This window comes from Brevibacterium sp. ACRRH (assembly GCF_022346365.1).
In the GTDB taxonomy this organism is placed as follows: domain Bacteria; phylum Actinomycetota; class Actinomycetes; order Actinomycetales; family Brevibacteriaceae; genus Brevibacterium; species Brevibacterium paucivorans.
This window is the reverse complement of sequence record NZ_JAKRMN010000006.1, coordinates 1-16,095: the sequence shown is the minus strand read 5'-3', so window position 1 is coordinate 16,095 and position 16,095 is coordinate 1. Positions and strand designations below refer to the sequence as shown.

The 16,095-nt window shown below is 59.1% G+C and carries 19 protein-coding genes; 9 read left to right on the top strand and 10 right to left on the bottom strand.

Features of this window, described 5'->3' with window-relative positions:
• The first annotated feature begins 36 nt into the window (after positions 1 to 36).
• Positions 37 to 672: a TetR/AcrR family transcriptional regulator gene (locus tag MHX53_RS07300; protein WP_239271851.1), complete on the top strand. Its 636-nt coding sequence runs from the start codon at positions 37 to 39 to the stop codon at positions 670 to 672.
• Positions 673 to 697: 25 nt separating this feature from the next.
• Positions 698 to 922 carry a DUF3107 domain-containing protein gene (locus MHX53_RS07295; RefSeq protein WP_239271850.1) on the top strand — a complete coding sequence of 75 codons (225 nt, stop codon included), beginning with the start codon at positions 698 to 700 and terminating at the stop codon, positions 920 to 922.
• Positions 923 to 1,011: 89 nt separating this feature from the next.
• Here the strand turns inward: MHX53_RS07295 and MHX53_RS07290 are convergent, their stop codons facing one another.
• Positions 1,012 to 1,623, bottom strand: coding sequence for a ferritin-like fold-containing protein (locus MHX53_RS07290; RefSeq protein ID WP_239271810.1), 612 nt, complete (start codon positions 1,621 to 1,623; stop codon positions 1,012 to 1,014).
• 44 nt (positions 1,624 to 1,667) lie between these two features.
• Between MHX53_RS07290 and MHX53_RS07285 the strand changes: the two genes are divergently transcribed.
• Entirely contained in the window at positions 1,668 to 3,068 is a 1,401-nt protein-coding gene (locus MHX53_RS07285; RefSeq protein ID WP_293847816.1) for a DEAD/DEAH box helicase, read from the top strand.
• Between the two features lie 17 nt (positions 3,069 to 3,085).
• Here MHX53_RS07285 and MHX53_RS07280 read toward each other — a convergent pair whose 3' ends face one another.
• Positions 3,086 to 3,925, bottom strand: coding sequence for a PHP domain-containing protein (locus MHX53_RS07280; RefSeq protein ID WP_239271806.1), 840 nt, complete (start codon positions 3,923 to 3,925; stop codon positions 3,086 to 3,088).
• A gap of 60 nt (positions 3,926 to 3,985) precedes the next feature.
• On the opposite strand from MHX53_RS07280, the gene MHX53_RS07275 reads away from it, so the two are divergent.
• On the top strand, positions 3,986 to 5,509 hold the full coding sequence (locus MHX53_RS07275; protein ID WP_102237721.1) for an aminopeptidase P family protein: 1,524 nt from the start codon (positions 3,986 to 3,988) through the stop codon (positions 5,507 to 5,509).
• On the top strand, positions 5,493 to 6,557 hold the full coding sequence (locus tag MHX53_RS07270; RefSeq protein WP_239271804.1) for a P1 family peptidase: 1,065 nt from the start codon (positions 5,493 to 5,495) through the stop codon (positions 6,555 to 6,557). The genes MHX53_RS07275 and MHX53_RS07270 overlap by 17 nt, the downstream gene beginning before the upstream one ends.
• Here MHX53_RS07270 and MHX53_RS07265 read toward each other — a convergent pair.
• Positions 6,543 to 7,004, bottom strand: a complete 462-nt coding sequence (locus MHX53_RS07265) for a general stress protein (protein ID WP_239271802.1) — start codon at positions 7,002 to 7,004, stop codon at positions 6,543 to 6,545. The two genes, MHX53_RS07270 and MHX53_RS07265, sit on opposite strands and share 15 nt — an antisense overlap.
• 105 nt (positions 7,005 to 7,109) lie before the next feature.
• On the opposite strand from MHX53_RS07265, the gene MHX53_RS07260 reads away from it, so the two are divergent.
• Positions 7,110 to 8,186, top strand: coding sequence for an Mrp/NBP35 family ATP-binding protein (locus tag MHX53_RS07260; protein ID WP_239272067.1), 1,077 nt, complete (start codon positions 7,110 to 7,112; stop codon positions 8,184 to 8,186).
• On the opposite strand, the gene MHX53_RS07255 is transcribed toward MHX53_RS07260, so the two are convergent.
• Entirely contained in the window at positions 8,183 to 8,563 is a 381-nt protein-coding gene (locus MHX53_RS07255; protein WP_239271800.1) for a twin-arginine translocase TatA/TatE family subunit, read from the bottom strand. The two genes, MHX53_RS07260 and MHX53_RS07255, sit on opposite strands and share 4 nt — an antisense overlap.
• 53 nt (positions 8,564 to 8,616) lie before the next feature.
• On the opposite strand from MHX53_RS07255, the gene MHX53_RS07250 reads away from it, so the two are divergent.
• Positions 8,617 to 9,249, top strand: coding sequence for a class I SAM-dependent methyltransferase (locus MHX53_RS07250; protein WP_239271798.1), 633 nt, complete (start codon positions 8,617 to 8,619; stop codon positions 9,247 to 9,249).
• 59 nt (positions 9,250 to 9,308) lie between these two features.
• Here MHX53_RS07250 and MHX53_RS07245 read toward each other — a convergent pair whose 3' ends face one another.
• The 5 genes from MHX53_RS07245 to dapE form a co-directional block, all read right to left on the bottom strand.
• Positions 9,309 to 9,479 carry a DUF3117 domain-containing protein gene (locus MHX53_RS07245; protein WP_239271796.1) on the bottom strand — a complete coding sequence of 57 codons (171 nt, stop codon included), beginning with the start codon at positions 9,477 to 9,479 and terminating at the stop codon, positions 9,309 to 9,311.
• An 84-nt stretch (positions 9,480 to 9,563) separates the two neighbouring features.
• Entirely contained in the window at positions 9,564 to 10,730 is a 1,167-nt protein-coding gene (locus MHX53_RS07240; RefSeq protein ID WP_239271794.1) for a hypothetical protein, read from the bottom strand.
• Complete coding sequence (locus MHX53_RS07235; RefSeq protein ID WP_239271792.1) at positions 10,727 to 11,083, bottom strand: hypothetical protein; 357 nt, start codon at positions 11,081 to 11,083, stop codon at positions 10,727 to 10,729. Before MHX53_RS07235 ends, MHX53_RS07240 begins: the two co-directional genes overlap by 4 nt.
• 2 nt (positions 11,084 to 11,085) lie before the next feature.
• Positions 11,086 to 11,832 carry a TIGR00730 family Rossman fold protein gene (locus tag MHX53_RS07230; protein ID WP_239271790.1) on the bottom strand — a complete coding sequence of 249 codons (747 nt, stop codon included), beginning with the start codon at positions 11,830 to 11,832 and terminating at the stop codon, positions 11,086 to 11,088.
• A complete protein-coding gene (dapE, locus tag MHX53_RS07225) occupies positions 11,829 to 12,920 on the bottom strand; it encodes a succinyl-diaminopimelate desuccinylase (protein WP_239271788.1) in 1,092 nt (363 codons plus the stop codon). Before dapE ends, MHX53_RS07230 begins: the two co-directional genes overlap by 4 nt.
• A gap of 51 nt (positions 12,921 to 12,971) precedes the next feature.
• On the opposite strand from dapE, the gene dapD reads away from it, so the two are divergent.
• Positions 12,972 to 13,904: a 2,3,4,5-tetrahydropyridine-2,6-dicarboxylate N-succinyltransferase gene (dapD, locus tag MHX53_RS07220; protein ID WP_239271786.1), complete on the top strand. Its 933-nt coding sequence runs from the start codon at positions 12,972 to 12,974 to the stop codon at positions 13,902 to 13,904.
• On the opposite strand, the gene MHX53_RS07215 is transcribed toward dapD, so the two are convergent.
• The gene (locus MHX53_RS07215) at positions 13,821 to 14,333 is read right to left on the bottom strand and encodes a hypothetical protein (RefSeq protein ID WP_239271784.1); all 513 of its coding nucleotides are present in this window, start codon (positions 14,331 to 14,333) and stop codon (positions 13,821 to 13,823) included. The two genes, dapD and MHX53_RS07215, sit on opposite strands and share 84 nt — an antisense overlap.
• 775 nt (positions 14,334 to 15,108) lie before the next feature.
• On the opposite strand from MHX53_RS07215, the gene MHX53_RS07210 reads away from it, so the two are divergent.
• On the top strand, positions 15,109 to 16,026 hold the full coding sequence (locus tag MHX53_RS07210) for a hypothetical protein (RefSeq protein ID WP_239271782.1): 918 nt from the start codon (positions 15,109 to 15,111) through the stop codon (positions 16,024 to 16,026).
• The last annotated feature ends 69 nt before the right edge of the window (positions 16,027 to 16,095 follow it).

Here is a 16,095-nt window from a genome sequence, read left to right as displayed (position 1 = left end):
ACACAGTTGGCACATGCGTCAACTAAACTTGCGCGTATGACCTCCCAAAAACGCATGCCCCGCGCGCAACGCCGAAACCAAGTCCTAAGTGTTGCGACTGAGGTTTTCGCTCGTCAGGGCTATCACGCGACGTCGATGGACAACATCGCACTCGAGGCGGGAGTGTCGAAGCCCATTCTTTACCAGCACTTCGAGTCCAAGCACGACCTGTTCACCACGATCATGGACAAGTCGATCGAAGAGCTGGCTCACCGCCTCACCACAACGTTGGAGACGGTGGATAGCCGTGAAGACCGCGTTCACCAGACGTTTTACGGCTACTTTGAGTTCGTCAAAGAAAACCGTGATGCCTTCATCATCATGTCGCGCAACAGCAGTGAACTCAGCGATGCGCGGACTCGCTGGAGCCGCGCTGTGGACACCTACGTTGAGATCATCGCGGATTCTATTCAAGAGCGAAACAATTTAGGCGAAATCCAGGCGTATGTCATGGGTCGCGCGATTGCAGGCATGGCCGAACAAGCCTCTCAGGTGTGCATCGACTATGACGACGTAGACATCGAAGAAGTCGCTCGCCTCACCGCCAAAATGGCTTTCGAAGGTTTGACGGGTGTCGAAAAAGCACAGTTTGCGCTGACACCTGAGCCGGCCCCAGGCGAGCGCTCATCCTAAATCCATTCCGGTTACACTAACTCACATGGAAATTAAGATCGGAATTCGCCAGTCCAACCGTGAACTCACTGTCGATGTTGACTCCAGCGTCGAAGACATCACCGCGCAGGTGAACGAGGCTATTGCGCAGGGGACTGTGCTTACGCTCAAGGACTCGAAGAACCGCACCGTCCTGGTTCCCGCTCAGGCCCTTGCGTACATCGAAGCCGGTTCAGAAACGGCTCACCGTGTGGGATTCGGAATCGGCTAGACCGCGCTAGACAACTAGAAGGCACAGGCTCAAACTCACTGGCAAGAACTGGCCACAACGTCAACCACCGGTTCAGGCACCCAGTCAGGTCACGCCACCAAACCGATTGCGCTCATGCGGCGTGAGTGCCCCGTGAGGGCACTCTGCCAGGCCTTCGCATCCAGGTGTTGACGGTCAGTTGTGAGTTCTACGATGTCCGTGAGGCGCTTACCCGTCTCAACCACCAATTTGCGACCCCACAGGGCTAGGCGCGAACCCAAAATCTCCTGATCGCTGATGAGCTCCCCCAGGCGTTCGCGCAACAGTTCTTCGCGACGTGTATCATCTAAAACGGCGGTGATGACGTTTTTACTGTCCGCATCGAGTGCCAGATGAGAGCTTTTCGCATAGTCCCTCAACAGTCCGTCGTGGACGTAGGACTTCATGAGACTCTCGTGCCAATCCTTTGGTTGCGTGCGTTCGTTGAATGCAGTTAAAGACGGCGCCCTCTCTTCCATGAGTGCCAGAGCATCGCCACCTACCTGTCCGATGCGTTCCACGAGCGCTTCGAAGTGGTTGAGCGCGTAACCGCTCACGCGAGAAAGCTCGACTGTGTCTCGCACGTGAGGAGCGAACTGCGCATCCGTTGCGGTGCTTTGGAAGACGGACAGTTCATATAGAGCCAGAGTGGCCAGGATCGCGGTCGGGGCGTCGTTGTGCATGCCCCTAGCCTAACCGCACAGTAAATCCCCTGGCACACATGACAATGAGGACTTTTGTGACACAAGAAACCTTTGCTGACCTGGGTGTTGAGTCGCCTATCGTCGAATCGCTGACGAACGCCGGCATTACGCACCCGTTCCCCATCCAAGCCTTGACCCTTCCCGTGGCGCTGACTGGCGCTGACATTATTGGTCAGGCGAAAACCGGAACTGGAAAGACGCTGGGCTTTGGTATTCCGCTTTTGCAGCGCGTTTTGAGCGACCAGTCCCGTGAACAGGGTCGTGCGCCGCGGGCCCTGGTCGTTGTCCCTACCCGTGAGCTGGCACACCAGGTTGCTGATGACCTGCGCGTTGCTTCGCGGACCTTCTCGCCATCGATTGTCACCATTTACGGTGGTAAGGATTTTGAACCGCAGATTCGTGCTCTCAAAGAAGGTGCCGATGTCGCTGTAGGTACTCCCGGACGTCTCCTGGATCTGTATGGGCGTCGAGTACTCAACTTTTCGCAGATTTCTACCGCGGTCTTTGACGAGGCCGACGAGATGCTGGACCTGGGCTTCCTCCCCGATGTCGAAAAGATCGTGGCTGCCCTCCCCGCTCGACGTCAGACCATACTGTTTTCAGCGACCATGCCCGGTCAGGTGATTGCACTTGCACGTCGTTACATGTCGCAACCCACCCACATCCGTGCCACGCAGGCGTCCGACACTTCAACGACCTCGGTCAATACCAAACAGCACGTCTACCGCGCCCACTCCATGGACAAGACCGAGCTGGTAGGACGTATCTTGCGGGCCGACGGACGCGGACGCACCATTATCTTCGCCCGCACCAAGCGCACCGCCGACCGCCTGGCCGACGAACTCAAGGACCGCGGTTTCCAGGCACAGGCGCTGCACGGAGACCTCAACCAGCACCTGCGCGAAAAGGCGCTCAAACGGTTCCGTGACGGCACCACCGACGTGCTCGTCGCAACCGACGTCGCTGCGCGCGGAATCGACATCGACGACGTCACGCACGTTATCAACTACCAGTGCCCAGAAGATGACAAGACGTACGTTCACCGGATCGGACGTACGGGGCGCGCTGGTAACACCGGTATTGCCGTCACCCTCATCGACTGGGAAGACGTCGCAAAGTGGAAGCTCATCAACCGCACGCTGGGCCTTGACTTCGACGACCCGGTGGAAACGTATTCGACGTCACCTCACCTGTTCAGCGACCTCAACATTGCCAAGGGCACAAAGGGTCGCATGCCACGCGCCAAGGACGCGGACGAAAAGGGTTCCAACTCTCAATCGCCTGCTAAGGACCGTCCGGGGCGGGGCAGCGCTCCCAAGCGGAAACCGCGCGCCCAGAAACGACCTCGGCGCCGGACCCGAGGTGGCAAGCCCACCCAGCGCACCCAGACTGACCACGCCCAGGCGACCAAAGCGGACGACTAAGCGCACAAGCGCCGCCTTTACACCACCAGATCTACTCCGTACGCGCGTTCTACGATGCGCTCGAGCATGTGTGGACTGGTGGTGTTTTCGGCCAGCTTGTTTGGTTTTCCTGCTCCGTGGTAGTCGCTAGAGCCGGTAACAATCAGCCCATGGTCTTGCGCACGTTGACGCAACTTTTCGCGCTCAGCTAGAGGGTTGTCACGGTGGTCGATTTCTAGGCCGTCGAGCCCCGCTTCGATGATGGCGCGCATACCTGAGTCAGGAACGACTTTGCCTCGCGCACTGGCTGCCGGGTGCGCAAATACTGCAACACCTCCGGCTTCATGGATCATGTCGATGGCGTCAATAGGTGAAATCACCGGCATGGACACGTAGTAGGGGCTGTCGCGGTGCAGGAGCGTGGCGAAGGCTTCAGAACGATCCCCAGCAATCCCCTGATGGACCAGGGCGTCAGCGATATGTGGACGACCAACAGTCGCACCCTCCCCCACATGTTGGGACACGTGCTCCCAGGTGATAGGGAAATCGGCACTCAACAGGTCAACGATCTTGCGTGTCCGGGTGACTCGGGCCGCGCGAATCTTTTCCGTCTCAGCTGTCAGGCGAGCGCCCTGGGGATTGTGCAGGTAGCTGAGCATGTGTACGCTCACACCTTCGTAGCGACACGACACTTCCATGCCACGCACCAAGTGAACGCCATTCGTCCGCGCGGCGTCCGTCGCTTCGTCCCATCCGGCGACCGTGTCGTGGTCGGTGAGTCCTATCGTCGTCACACCACTCGCAGATGCGTGGGCAAGCAACTCCTGGGGTGTCTGCGTGCCGTCGGAAAAAGCGGAGTGAGTGTGCAGATCGATCATGCTCAAAGTCTAGTGCCCATGTGAGACCAACGGCGTGGACTTAGTGCATAGACTGGCTGTATGACAAAAGATACCGCTTCTTCGACCGCATCTAACGACCAACCATTGGCAGACCGCGTCAATAACCGTTCGCGTAGGCCAGCGACCAAGGCGTTCCGCGATTTTGTTGCAAGCGGATGGGACCGCACGCCCATGCCGGCACAGCCCATGGAGGTTGCCCCGTTCGCACGTGAACGGCGTGAGGCCCTGTCGCAGGCTTTCCCAGGCGAGCGCCTGGTAATTCCAGCAGGTGGTTTGAAGGTTCGTTCCAACGACACTGACTACCAATTCCGCGCGCACTCCGCGTTCGTCCACATGACCGGTCTGGAAATGGATTCCGAACCCGACTCTGTTCTGGTTTTTGAACCTACGGAGACCGGTCACGACGTTACGTTCTACTTCCGTCCCCGCGCTGGCGCAGACACGGAGGAGTTCTTCGCAGATTCCCGTTACGGCGAGTTCTGGGTGGGTCCACGCGAGGACCTTGAAACCATGGCAACTAAAACCGGTATTGCGTGTGACAACATCGCAGTTGCATCCGATGCGTTCACCAAGGACTTGGGCGCGATCTCGGTGCGTGTGGTCCGTGGCGCGGACACGACAGTCGATGCGCAGATCGACCAGGCCAGGGCACAAGTTGGCGCCGACTCTGACGTGTCCGCGGCCGGTGACGACGAGCTGGCTCAGACGCTTTCGGAAATGCGCCTCATCAAGGACGAATTCGAGATCGGCCAGATTCGCCACGCTGTCGACGTGACCCGCGACGGTTTCGACCATGTCGTGAAGTCCCTCCCCCGGGCTATCGAACATGAGCGCGGTGAACGTGTGATCGAAACGGCGTTCGAGCTGGCTGCCCGCACCGACGGCAACGGGGTCGGCTACGACACGATCGCTGCGTCCGGCAACCACGCGTGTACGCTTCACTGGATCAAGAACACCGGCCAGGTGCGTGACGGCGACCTGGTGCTCGTGGACGCGGGCGCTGAAGTGGACACGCTGTACACAGCTGACATCACTCGCACGTTGCCAGCTAATGGAACGTTCACCGAGGTTCAGGCCAAGATTTATGACGCTGTCCTTGAAGCGTGTGAGGCTGCGTTCGCTAAAGCTGGCGAGCACGCCCAGCACCCGGTGAAGTTCTCTGAGGTCCACGACGCTGCCATGTACGTCATTGCCCACAAGCTCGAAGAGTTCGGCCTGTTGCCGGTTTCGGCTGAGGAGGCGTTGAGCCCGGAGGGTCAGCAGCACCGCCGTTGGATGGTTCACGGGACTAGCCACCACTTGGGTCTCGACGTGCACGACTGCGCCCAGGCGCGCGCGGAAATGTACACTGACGCGCACCTGGAACCGGGCATGGTGTTTACGATTGAACCCGGTTTGTACTTCAAGAATGAAGATTTGTTGGTCCCTGAAGAGTTCCGCGGAATTGGTGTGCGCATTGAGGACGACATTCTGGTGACAGAAGTCGGTGTCGAGAACCTCTCAGCGAACTTCCCACGTACGCGCGCTGAAATCGAGGAGTGGATCCGTGGGGCTCGCGGCTGACTTTTCGCTCACCCTGCCCGCTGGCGTGCGGATGGGGTGCGCGGAGGTTCCTGGTGGTCTGTCAGGAACCTCGGTGTTGCTGTTGCCACCCGGGTCCACGGTGGGTGTTGATTCCCGAGGTGGTGGCCCGGCCACGCACGAAACGAACATTTTGGCGCCCGGCACCTTGGGCTATGGGGCTGACGCTGTGGTTCTCACCGGCGGTTCTGCGTTGGGGCTCAGCGCGGCCCGAGGTGTCCAAGACACACTTGCCACCTCCTCCATTGGCTGTGAGCCCCTCCCCGGGATCCGCGTGCCTATCGTTCCTGCGGCCGCTGTTTTCGACCTCGGCCGAGGTGCTTCCCAGGCCCCTGACGCGGACACTGGCGCGGCAGCCACGCAGGCGGCGCACGGCAGTGACGGGGCGTGCCGCGGTTCGGTAGGTGCCGGTGTGGGTGCGTGGACCGGCCGGGGATTCGCCCGAGGCGGCACCGGCGTTGCGTCCGTGTCCACCTCTGAGGGGTGGCGGGTGACAGCCGTTGTGACAGCCAACCCCATGGGGTCGATTTTTGACTCCCGTGGCCAGCTCTACGTCGCTGGGGTTTTGGCGGGTTATGGCATTGAGGTTCCACCCGTCCCAGCGGAGGCGCTTGGTGAGCAGATCGAGCGCGCACAGGCACTCAACGTTTCAGACACCAACACCACGATTGCGTGTCTGGTCACGGACGCGCCTTTGACGGATGCGCAAGTCACACGTGTCGCCGCCAGTGCGCATGCGGGGCTGTCACGTGCGATCTACCCGTCGCACACGTTGTTTGATGGTGACACTATTTTCGCCGCTTCCGTGCCTGCAGCTAACGCGGACGCTTCGGCACTCAACGACTACACGTCACCTGCTTTGACATGGTTGGGTGCCGCTGCGGCCGATGCGATGGCGTTGGCGTGTATTGACGCGGTGTTGAGTGCGGATGCGCAAGAAGAGTGGGGTCCAATGGCTATCCCCGCGGTGCGTCAGTTCGCGCCTGACACGGTGTCCGCGTGGGAGTCGGCCAGACTAGCGTTTGCTTAAGAGCGCCCGTGCTTCGTTTGCTTTCATGGGGTCGCAGAGCAGTTGAAATTCGTTTGCCACGACTTGTGGGCGGGCGATGACCTTGTTCTTGCGCCCCATGATTGCGCGACTCACGATTCCCCACAGCATTCCCAGTCCAATACCGATAATGACACCGGGCAACAGGGCACCAGAGCTGAGCGAGTCTTCACCTGAAAAGAACGACATGAGCAAGCCGAAAAGCAGACCTAGCCACGCACCGGTGATCGCACCACGTCCGGCGGCTTGTGCCCATGAGGTGATTCCCATAACGGTTTCGACGATCCGGACATCTGATCCCACGATCGACAGCGCACGCACGTTAAAGCCGTTTTCAGCAAGATACGAGATCGTGGCCTGGGTTTCTTCGCGGCTACGATAGGTACCTAGTACTTCGCCCGTGGGCATCGCGTTACGTTGCATGCTCATACCCCCATTATGGTGGTTCTGCTGAGCAGATTAAATCACCCGTAGCCAGGCGATACAGTTGAAAAGACCTATGAGGAGATTGATGTGGTTGACCGCGATGCGGTGATGAAGGCCCTGAGTACCGTCATAGATCCCGAACTGCGCGTCGATATCGTCACGCTGGGGATGGTGGACGATATCACTGTCGACGCCGGTCACGTTGAGGTGACCGTTCTTCTCACGATTGCCGGATGCCCGCTTAAAGACACGATTACCCGTGATACTGAAGAAGCGGTTTTGGCAGTCGAAGGGGTCGCCGAGGTGACGGTCCACTTGGGTACGATGACCCCCGAACAGCGTGCCGAACTTCGCAACAAGCTCAAGCGTTCCAACCCGTTTAAGGACAGTCTGACGCGCATTTACGCCGTTGCGTCTGGGAAAGGTGGCGTGGGCAAATCGTCCGTGACTGCTAACTTGGCCGCATCCATGGCGAAACAGGGCCTCAAAGTCGGTGTGATCGACGCTGACATTTACGGCTTTTCGATTCCTGGCATGTTTGGGATCACCGGGCAACCCACCCGCGTTGACGACATGATTCTGCCCCGCGTTGCACACGGGGTAAAGGTCATGAGTATTGGCATGTTCATTGGCGGTAATCAGGCGATCGTGTGGCGTGGACCCATGCTACACCGCGCGCTGGAACAGTTCCTCACCGATGTCCACTGGGGTGACCTGGACGTCCTGTTCCTTGACCTGCCACCCGGCACTGGGGACATTGCGATCTCGGTGGCCCAGCTCCTCCCCCAGTCCGAACTCCTCGTGGTCACCACGCCTCAGCATGCTGCAGCGCAGGTGGCGCAGCGCGCCGGTTCGATCGCCGTGCAGACGTCTCAAAAAGTAGCTGGCGTGATTGAAAACATGTCATACATGACCATGCCCGACGGTTCAGCCTTCGACGTCTTTGGTTCAGGAGGCGGCGAGGACGTCGCACAAAACCTCACGGACACATTGGACTACCCGGTGCGCGTTCTGGGTCAGGTGCCGCTGGACCCTCCGGTACGCGAAGGTGGCGACGACGGAACGCCCGCAGTCATTGCGCACCCGGAATCGGCCGCGTCGAAAGTGTTCAGCCAGATGGCACATGAGCTGTCCCACCGCTCCCGAGGTCTTTCCGGCCGTTCCTTGGGTGTCACCCCGTCTTAAGTGGCTTCAGTGTCGAAGGGGGCCGGTTTGGTGCGGTCGCGTTTCTTGGCTTGTTCCATGTAACGCTCGACTGGGCTGATACCCACTGCGGTCTGGGTGGGCGTTTCCTTTTGAGTCGGTTGCCCATCTTCTTCAGCCAACGCTTCACGGACAATTCGCCGGGGGTCATACTGACGCGGGTCGAGCTTCTGCCAGTCCACGTCGAATTCGTCGCCGAAGTCTTCGCGAACCGCACGGCGCGCATCCATGGCTTTGCGACGGAACGTCTTGGCGAATTCGCCGAGCTTTTTTGCGTACTCTGGCATCCGCGACGGCCCTACAACCACAAGGGCCAGGATGATCAAGATGATCATCTCTGTTCCGTTGATGCCAAACATGCCGTCCATTCTATCTACCGTTAGACTTATCCGGAAAAGAACAGGAGGGATGCGTGCGCAATCTGCCAGCCGCTGCACAGTTTGCGGATCGTTTTCACCAAAGTGACGCAGTAATCGACGCGGCACGCTCGCTCGCTTCCGAGTTTCACTGTGCTCCGCTGGGAGCCACGTCCACTCACGTTCTGTCGATGCTCACACGGCTAGCCAGGCCCGCCTCGGCCATTGATGTGGGAACGGGAACGGGAGTTTCAGCGGTCACTATTCTTTCCGCGATGCCGCCCGGCGGAGTCCTCACCACGATCGACACCGACCCGCAACGGCAAGCAGTTGTTCCTGAACTTTTCGACGTGGCCGGGATTTCCCGGCACCGCGCCCGAATGATCACGGGACAGTCGCAGAACGTGCTCTCCCGCTTGGCTGAAAAGTCCTATGACTTGGTGTTCTTGGACACCGACCCGGTAAACCACCTCGAGATCTTTCCTATGGCGCTAAGCAAACTCCGCGCAGGTGGGGTGATCGTGGTCAACAACGCGATGGCCGCCGGCGCGGTAGCCAACCCTGCAGACCGCTCAGCGACGACCTCGGCGACCCGCAGGATGCTCACGTACGTGTCCGAGGTGCCCGACACCGAACGTGTCCTGTTACCTGTGGACGCAGGATTGTTGGCGCTCATCCGTGCGGACTGAGCGGGCACAAAAAATCCCGCGGAGAACCGCGGGAAATTCTGCCCGTACAAGCCTGACGGTTACTGCCCGAGAGCTTCATTCAAGGTTTGAGCCAGATCCTGTGCTTCTTCCTGACTGACCTCAATGACCAGACGTCCGCCACCTTCAATGGGGAGACGGAGAACCAGGCCACGGCCTTCTTTCGTCACTTCGAGGGGGCCGTCACCGGTGCGTGGCTTCTGAGCTGCCATGAAGAATCCTTTCAATCACGTGTTGTGCTTTTAATTATCCACCATCGGGCATGCTTGTGCATACACGATGTCACGAACGCGCTTTTACGGCGGCGAATTGAACGAGCCACCTAAGCTCCACAGCGCGGTCACCCACCAGATTTGCAAGAGCGCCGACGCCACTACAACGACCCACCGCAGAGTCCACGACGATGGCCGCGCAATCACGAGAGCCAGTGGGAACAGCGGAAGCAGAAGCCTAAACGTCGACGTCTGAGGTGTGAAAAACAGCAAGAGGTACACGGAGTAGCCCAGGACGAACTGGCGGTTCTCGTGCCCCATCGCTTTTCCGGGTGAGGTAAACAGGATCACTCCGGCCACGGCAAGCAGCGCTAGGAACAGGACGATGCCCAGGGGCCCGGCCATGCGGTCCGCCCGATCAATCCACTGCACGAACAGGTCAGAGTGACCGGTCCAGGCGGATTCCGTCGATGTGTACGCGTCAAACTGGCCAGTTTTCCACCACGCGAACGCAGGGTGTAGCAGGGCGGCTACGCAGCCGAGCACACCCAGGGTCCACGACGTGACGACTTCACGTTTTGGGTACGGTTCCGAGCCCAGCCAGCGCCACAGCAGGTGGATAAGCATAAAGAAGGAAAAACCCACACCGATGGGCCGTGTCACGTCCATGAGCACAACCGCAGGAATGGCCAGCAGATAACGCCGCTGGGCGATGAGCCACAGGGCCGTGGCAAGGAAGAGAATCGCCATGGCTTCCGCATAGCCTGCCATGAGAGTTGCGGTCGCGGGGAACGCCAGGAAGAATGCGAGCCCAGTGAGCGCTTGAGCAGGGTCAGCGAACTTCCGGAACAGGTACAGAATGACCACGGATGCGGCCCCCGCGCACACCACCGAGGTGATGACCGCCAGAGTCTTAAACTCCAGTCCGGTTATAGAGCTCAAGGCGCCTACCAGCCAGGGGTACAGCGGATAGAACGCCCATGCGTTTTGTGCCACGGAGCCGTCTTCTCTAAGCGGGAGTGGGGTCGGGTACCCGTCTTTCCATATCCGTTCGTACCAGCCAGCGTCCCAGAAGTTGAGGTACTCGATGACGCTGGGCCCGTCGGGGCCATTCCACGGAGTTTCGCCTTGGTGTTGTGCCGCGCTGGCCACAATCGTGAGCGTGAGCAGCCTCGACAAGGCATAGACGACAAGCGCCTGAACCCACACGGGGGTTCGCATCAGGCGGGTGGCCACAGCGTCACGTGTCACTTGTCACGGGCCGCTTTCTTCACGCTGGCGGACGTTGCGCGAGAACTCGTTGACACCTCGGCGGAACCTTTCTTCGACTCCTCTGGCTCACCCGAGGTGCTGGGCTCGCCGGCTGCCCCGGACTCCCCTTCGAGGTCACGAATACGGTCCTGCAGCCGCGTGACATAGGCGTCGACGTCGTTACGGCTGTACCCGAACATCGCGGGGGCGAAACGGGGGTTGTCATCCGTTTCATCAAGCTCCGACAGCTGGTCGGTGTTCTGGGTCATGGGTGAGTCGAACAGTCCCGTTGAACCTGCGACAGCTACGGCTAGCACGGCAAGCGCGGCGATGATTCCCAGAAGTATCCACATGATTAGTTCACCTTTGAGTGCGGGCCAATCCCGCTCGTCACCGCGGCGACGGCTTCTTCAGCAGTGTCCACCACCGTCACGTAATCGAGGTCGTTGGCGGAAATCGTTTGGTTCGCCAGCAGCTGTTCACGGATCCACTCGATGAGCCCCGACCAGTACGACTTGCCCACGAGCACGATCGGGAAGGCCAACATTTTCTTGGTCTGCACCATGGTGAGGGCTTCAAACAGCTCATCGAGCGTTCCGAACCCACCGGGAAGTACCACAAAGCCGTGCGAGTACTTCAAGAACACGGTCTTGCGGACAAAGAAATACCGGAAGTTCATGCCGATTTCCACGTACTGGTTCATGCCCTGCTCGAACGGCAACTCAATACCCAGCCCCACCGAGGTGCCTCCCACCTCGGTCGCCCCACGGTTACCGGCCTCCATGAGTCCGGGGCCGCCACCCGTGATGACCGCGTACCCGGCCTCCGCAATTCCGGCGGCCACGTCGCGTGCGCACTGATACTCCGGCGTGCCCTCACGCAGGCGGGCGGACCCAAACAGCGAGATAGCCGGACCCAGCTCGGCTAATGAGCTAAAACCTTCGACGAACTCCGCTTGGATGCGGAGCACGCGCCATGGGTCTTCGTGGAGCCATGACACCTCGGATTGCGGAGCCAGGAGTCGCTGATCTGTTGTGGTGGTTGGGACGTGGCGCCCTTTGAAGTACATGGGCCCTTTGCGGTAAACATTCTGGTCGGTCACGAGTCAGCCTCAAGAAATGCGTGGAGTTTCTCAACAGCCGTGATGATATCGGAAACCGGCACCTGTTCGTCGGCACGGTGAGCGTACAGCGGGTCGCCGGGGCCGTAGTTCACGGCTGGAATGCCCAGTTCCGAAAAGCGCGCAACATCGGTCCAGCCCAGTTTGGGTTTGGGCTCTTGCCCGACGGTCTTCACGAACTCAGCGGCCATGTCCTGGTTCAGACCGGGGCGTGCGCCCGGCGACACGTCTGTGACGGTGACGTCGTAACCGTCGAAGAAGTGACGCAGGAACTGTTCCGCGTCGTCCACAGTTTTCGACGGTGCGAAGCGGTAGTTGACGGTGAGAACACATTCCTCGGGAATGACGTTGGTCGCGACACCACCGGTGATGCCCACAGCCGAGAGGGACTCGCGGTAGTCCAGCCCGTCCACGGTGATGGTGGGCGCTTCGAAGTCGGCGAGTTGAGCCAGCGCTGGGGCGATCCCGTGGATCGCGTTGACTCCCACGAACGCGCGCGCTGAGTGGGCGCGCACACCTGTGGAGCGCACTTCCACACGGATGGTACCGTTGCAGCCGCCTTCGATTCCGGCGTTTGACGGTTCGCCCAGGATGGCGAAGTCGCCGTGGACCCAGTCTGGGTGATTGCGCGCGACCCGCCCCAGCCCGTTGAGTGAGGCGTCGACTTCTTCGTGGTCATAAAACACCCAGGTGATGTCGTACGCGGGCTGGCGGAGAGCGGCGGCCACGCACAGTTGCATAGCGACGCCTGACTTCATGTCGCAGGCCCCGCGACCGTAGATGATGTCGTCACTTTGGGTGGACGGCACGTTGTTTTCAATGGGTACGGTGTCCAGGTGTCCGGCGATGACGATCCGCTGCCCCAGGTTCTGGTGTGTGCGAGCGACGATCGTATCTCCGTCGCGCAGGAGCTCTAGTTCAACACCTGTGTCGCTGATGCGTTCGACAGCCGCGTAAACAGAATCGGCGATTGGTTTTTCGTTGCCCGACACGGATTCGATGTCAATGAGTTCGCGCGTCAGGGCTACTGGGTCTGCCAGGTGTGGGATGAGCCGTGAAACATCAGTCATGTTTGTTAAGCCTACCTGCCTGACTTTCGCGTGACCGTTAAGGTTGGTGTTATGAGTTCGTATATTTCTGCCACAGGTGTGGCGACCAAGTATCAGGACACGACGCTTGCTGTGTGGTACCCGGCTCCCGTGCTTGAAGACACGGAAGAAAAAGCCCAGAGCGCCGCGGAGGTTGCCGTTCAAGATTTGGACTTGAGTCCTTTGACTGGAACGGACCCCGTCCGAGGTGTGTCTTCCGAGATCGTGACCCTCACCGTTGCGGTGGATGAGGCTCCGCAAGGCGCCGAGGACGCGTACTTGCGTCTGCACGCGCTGTCGCACCGGCTGGTTCGCCCTAATGCGGTGAATGTGGATGGCATTTTCGGGCAGTTGGAGAACGTTGTGTGGACGTCCCGAGGTGCCTGCTCGCCTGAGAATTTCGAGGCTACGCGGGTGCGTTTGCAGGCAACTGGACCGGTTGCGGTGTATGGGATCGACAAGTTCCCTCGTATGACCGACTTTGTGGTGCCGTCTGGTGTGCGCATCGCCGACGCCGACCGTGTGCGTATGGGCGCGTACCTCTCCCCCGGAACGACTGTCATGCACGAAGGTTTCATCAACTTCAACGCGGGCACTCTGGGTGCTGCGATGGTTGAGGGACGCATTTCGCAGGGCGTCGTCGTGGGCGATGGGTCTGATATCGGTGGTGGGGCTTCCATCATGGGAACCCTGTCCGGTGGCGGAAAGTCCAAGATCACAATTGGTACCAAGTGTCTTTTGGGTGCTAACGCAGGTATTGGGATCTCGCTTGGCGACAACTGTGTTGTCGAAGCCGGCTTGTACGTGACTGCTGGTACCCGCGTCACTCTGGAGGACGGAACCGTCGTCAAGGCGTCGGAGCTGTCTGGACAGAGCGATATGCTACTGCGCCGAAACTCCGAGTCCGGTGTCGTCGAGGCCCTTCCTCGCACCTCGGGAGTTTCTCTCAACCCTGACCTGCACTAAGAAGAACACAGTCGCGGCCAGCTGGAGGATACTCGCGCACACCAGCGCGAAGTACCCTGTAGCTGGCCGTGTTGTTTCCATGCCACCGATTGGTGTGCCGTCGGGTGTTTGGCCGTCCCACATCAAGATTCCGTTGGTCACCACCTCTGCCAAAGTAAGTGTGACTACTAGCAAGAGCAGAGTGCTTGCTGCAGCGAGAATGGCTGGAATAAGGGGCTTTTTATAGGTGAGCGCTACGAGGGTCCCGATAGCAGGGAGAACAAAGAGGGCGATAAGGATCAGGACCGTAAGCGCGTTGATGTCGTCAAGCAGACGCAGTGGGGTGCCTTGCGGTCCCGTCCAGACTGCTAGATGAAACGTGCATGCAATTATTCCGGCTGCGATGGATACGAGCAGACAGCCGATTGCAACCCACTTGGATGTTTTCATTTTTGTTTGTACTCCGCTTCGTGAAGAGTTCGTTGTTTTTACGCTCTCACTTCTGGAGTGTCAGAAGGTGTTAGATGTGTGCTTGTTCAGCCACACGGGTTAGGTCACGCTATGTGCGGCGGGTGGGTTGCAGGGTGCTGGGTTGCTGGGTGGCCGGGTTGCTGGGGGTTTCTCGCGGCCGGGGCGCCTCGTTGACGGGAGCTCACTGACAGGGGCTCGTTGACGGGGGCTTGCGTTCTTGGTTCATCTTTCATGAGCAGAAGGCGCAAAGCGAGCGAAACGCGCGTTATATTGCGCAGTTTCGTTCGCTTTGCGCCGTCATGCTCGGTTTGCGCGGTTTCTTCTGGTGTGGTGCGAACGGCTAGAAGTTCGAACTAGCCTGCCTCACTCCCCCTAAAGCAGTAGTCGGGGCCGTGACTCTCACTAGCGAGCTTCGAGCTAACGTCCCCAACGAGCTTCGTTGGCATCTCAACAGCTGAATGCGTTTCACTGAGTGCTTTTCGCGCCCGCAGTCGAGCGTTCGCCGTGCCCATACCTGAGCGTTTGCCATCTCCGCAGCTCACCGCCGTTCGTCCCCACAACTGAGTGCTTGTCGTTTCCATAACTGAGCGTTTGTGGTGTCTTCAGCTGGATGCCTTTGGGTACCCAACTGAACGCGTGTGGCTTCTTTGACTGAACACTCGTTCGAACATAAATCGAAACAAAACGAACAAAACCCTTGACTCTTACATTCGAACACAAATAGAATAGGGGTATGTGAAGGAGGTGAAACCGCGTGACCACAACAATCCACGACCAGCACAACGACATGTACGACGGGCCGGCTGTTGAACTATTCGAAACAGTCAAAACCACCACACGACTCATGGATGAAGCCCGGGTGAAACAAGCAGAAGCAGTCGTTGCGTTGATTAGCGCCCACGTGACGCCGTTGGATGACTTCACTCATGGTCTACACGCAGTGTTTACCTCCAACCCCGGAACTGGACCACTGGTCACTAGCGGGGAAGCAGGGCAAAGCTCTGGTGTTCAGACTTCTGTTGGTGTGGATGATGTGGTGGCGTGTGTGGCCCTGCCTTCGGGTGAAGTGGCCACAGTGGGCAGTGTGGAACGTGTACCGGATGAGTTGCCTGCCCCGACTGAAGGGGTGTTGGCGAAGGTTTTGGATTGTACGCGTGCCCAGGTGGTGACCCTGGTGCGGAAGATCATGACGGCTGTGGTGCTCATGCCCAAACTCTGGTCGTTAGCGAAGCAGGGCGTGATCGGGTTCGACAGGGTGTTGTACACCGTTGGCAGGGTTGGTCGTGCTGGGGTGTGTATCCCGGTGTTTGATGAAATGCTCACCAGTAAGCGTGTAGACGTGTCATGGAAAACCTTTAAACGGCACGTGGCTGAAGTGCTTGCCATGCTCACTACCCCAGAAAGCCGTAGTGAAACGGCTAGGCGTAACCGGTCAGTGTCCTACTGGGTCAACGATAACGGGACAGCCACGTTGAGCCTGACTGGGCCGGTGTTGGAGATGGAAGCGTTTTATCAGCGTGTACGCGGGACTGCCAGAGCGATCCTGTCGAACCACATAGAACCCTTTACTGCCACGTTGACCGATGAACAAAAAGCCCTGTTTATTACCGACAACAACGGGGGGGGTGTCAAATGGTTTGTGTACAGGGTTAGTGATGAAAGGACATCATAGTGACTGTGACTGATACACGTGGGAATTCTGAGTCTGCTGCTGAGCTTGTTGAGCAGTTGAAGGCTTCTG

Excerpts from the sequence above, each read along its gene's own strand:
- MHX53_RS07300 (WP_239271851.1), top strand. The coding sequence starts at position 37 with ATGACCTCCCAAAAACGCATGCCCCGCGCGCAACGCCGAAACCAAGTC.
- MHX53_RS07295 (WP_239271850.1), top strand. The coding sequence starts at position 698 with ATGGAAATTAAGATCGGAATTCGCCAGTCCAACCGTGAACTCACTGTC.
- MHX53_RS07290 (WP_239271810.1), bottom strand. The coding sequence starts at position 1,623 with ATGCACAACGACGCCCCGACCGCGATCCTGGCCACTCTGGCTCTATAT.
- MHX53_RS07285 (WP_293847816.1), top strand. The coding sequence starts at position 1,668 with ATGAGGACTTTTGTGACACAAGAAACCTTTGCTGACCTGGGTGTTGAG.
- MHX53_RS07280 (WP_239271806.1), bottom strand. The coding sequence starts at position 3,925 with ATGATCGATCTGCACACTCACTCCGCTTTTTCCGACGGCACGCAGACA.
- MHX53_RS07275 (WP_102237721.1), top strand. The coding sequence starts at position 3,986 with ATGACAAAAGATACCGCTTCTTCGACCGCATCTAACGACCAACCATTG.
- MHX53_RS07265 (WP_239271802.1), bottom strand. The coding sequence starts at position 7,004 with ATGAGCATGCAACGTAACGCGATGCCCACGGGCGAAGTACTAGGTACC.
- MHX53_RS07260 (WP_239272067.1), top strand. The coding sequence starts at position 7,110 with ATGAAGGCCCTGAGTACCGTCATAGATCCCGAACTGCGCGTCGATATC.
- MHX53_RS07255 (WP_239271800.1), bottom strand. The coding sequence starts at position 8,563 with ATGTTTGGCATCAACGGAACAGAGATGATCATCTTGATCATCCTGGCC.
- MHX53_RS07245 (WP_239271796.1), bottom strand. The coding sequence starts at position 9,479 with ATGGCAGCTCAGAAGCCACGCACCGGTGACGGCCCCCTCGAAGTGACG.
- MHX53_RS07235 (WP_239271792.1), bottom strand. The coding sequence starts at position 11,083 with ATGTGGATACTTCTGGGAATCATCGCCGCGCTTGCCGTGCTAGCCGTA.
- dapE (WP_239271788.1), bottom strand. The coding sequence starts at position 12,920 with ATGACTGATGTTTCACGGCTCATCCCACACCTGGCAGACCCAGTAGCC.
- dapD (WP_239271786.1), top strand. The coding sequence starts at position 12,972 with ATGAGTTCGTATATTTCTGCCACAGGTGTGGCGACCAAGTATCAGGAC.
- MHX53_RS07215 (WP_239271784.1), bottom strand. The coding sequence starts at position 14,333 with ATGAAAACATCCAAGTGGGTTGCAATCGGCTGTCTGCTCGTATCCATC.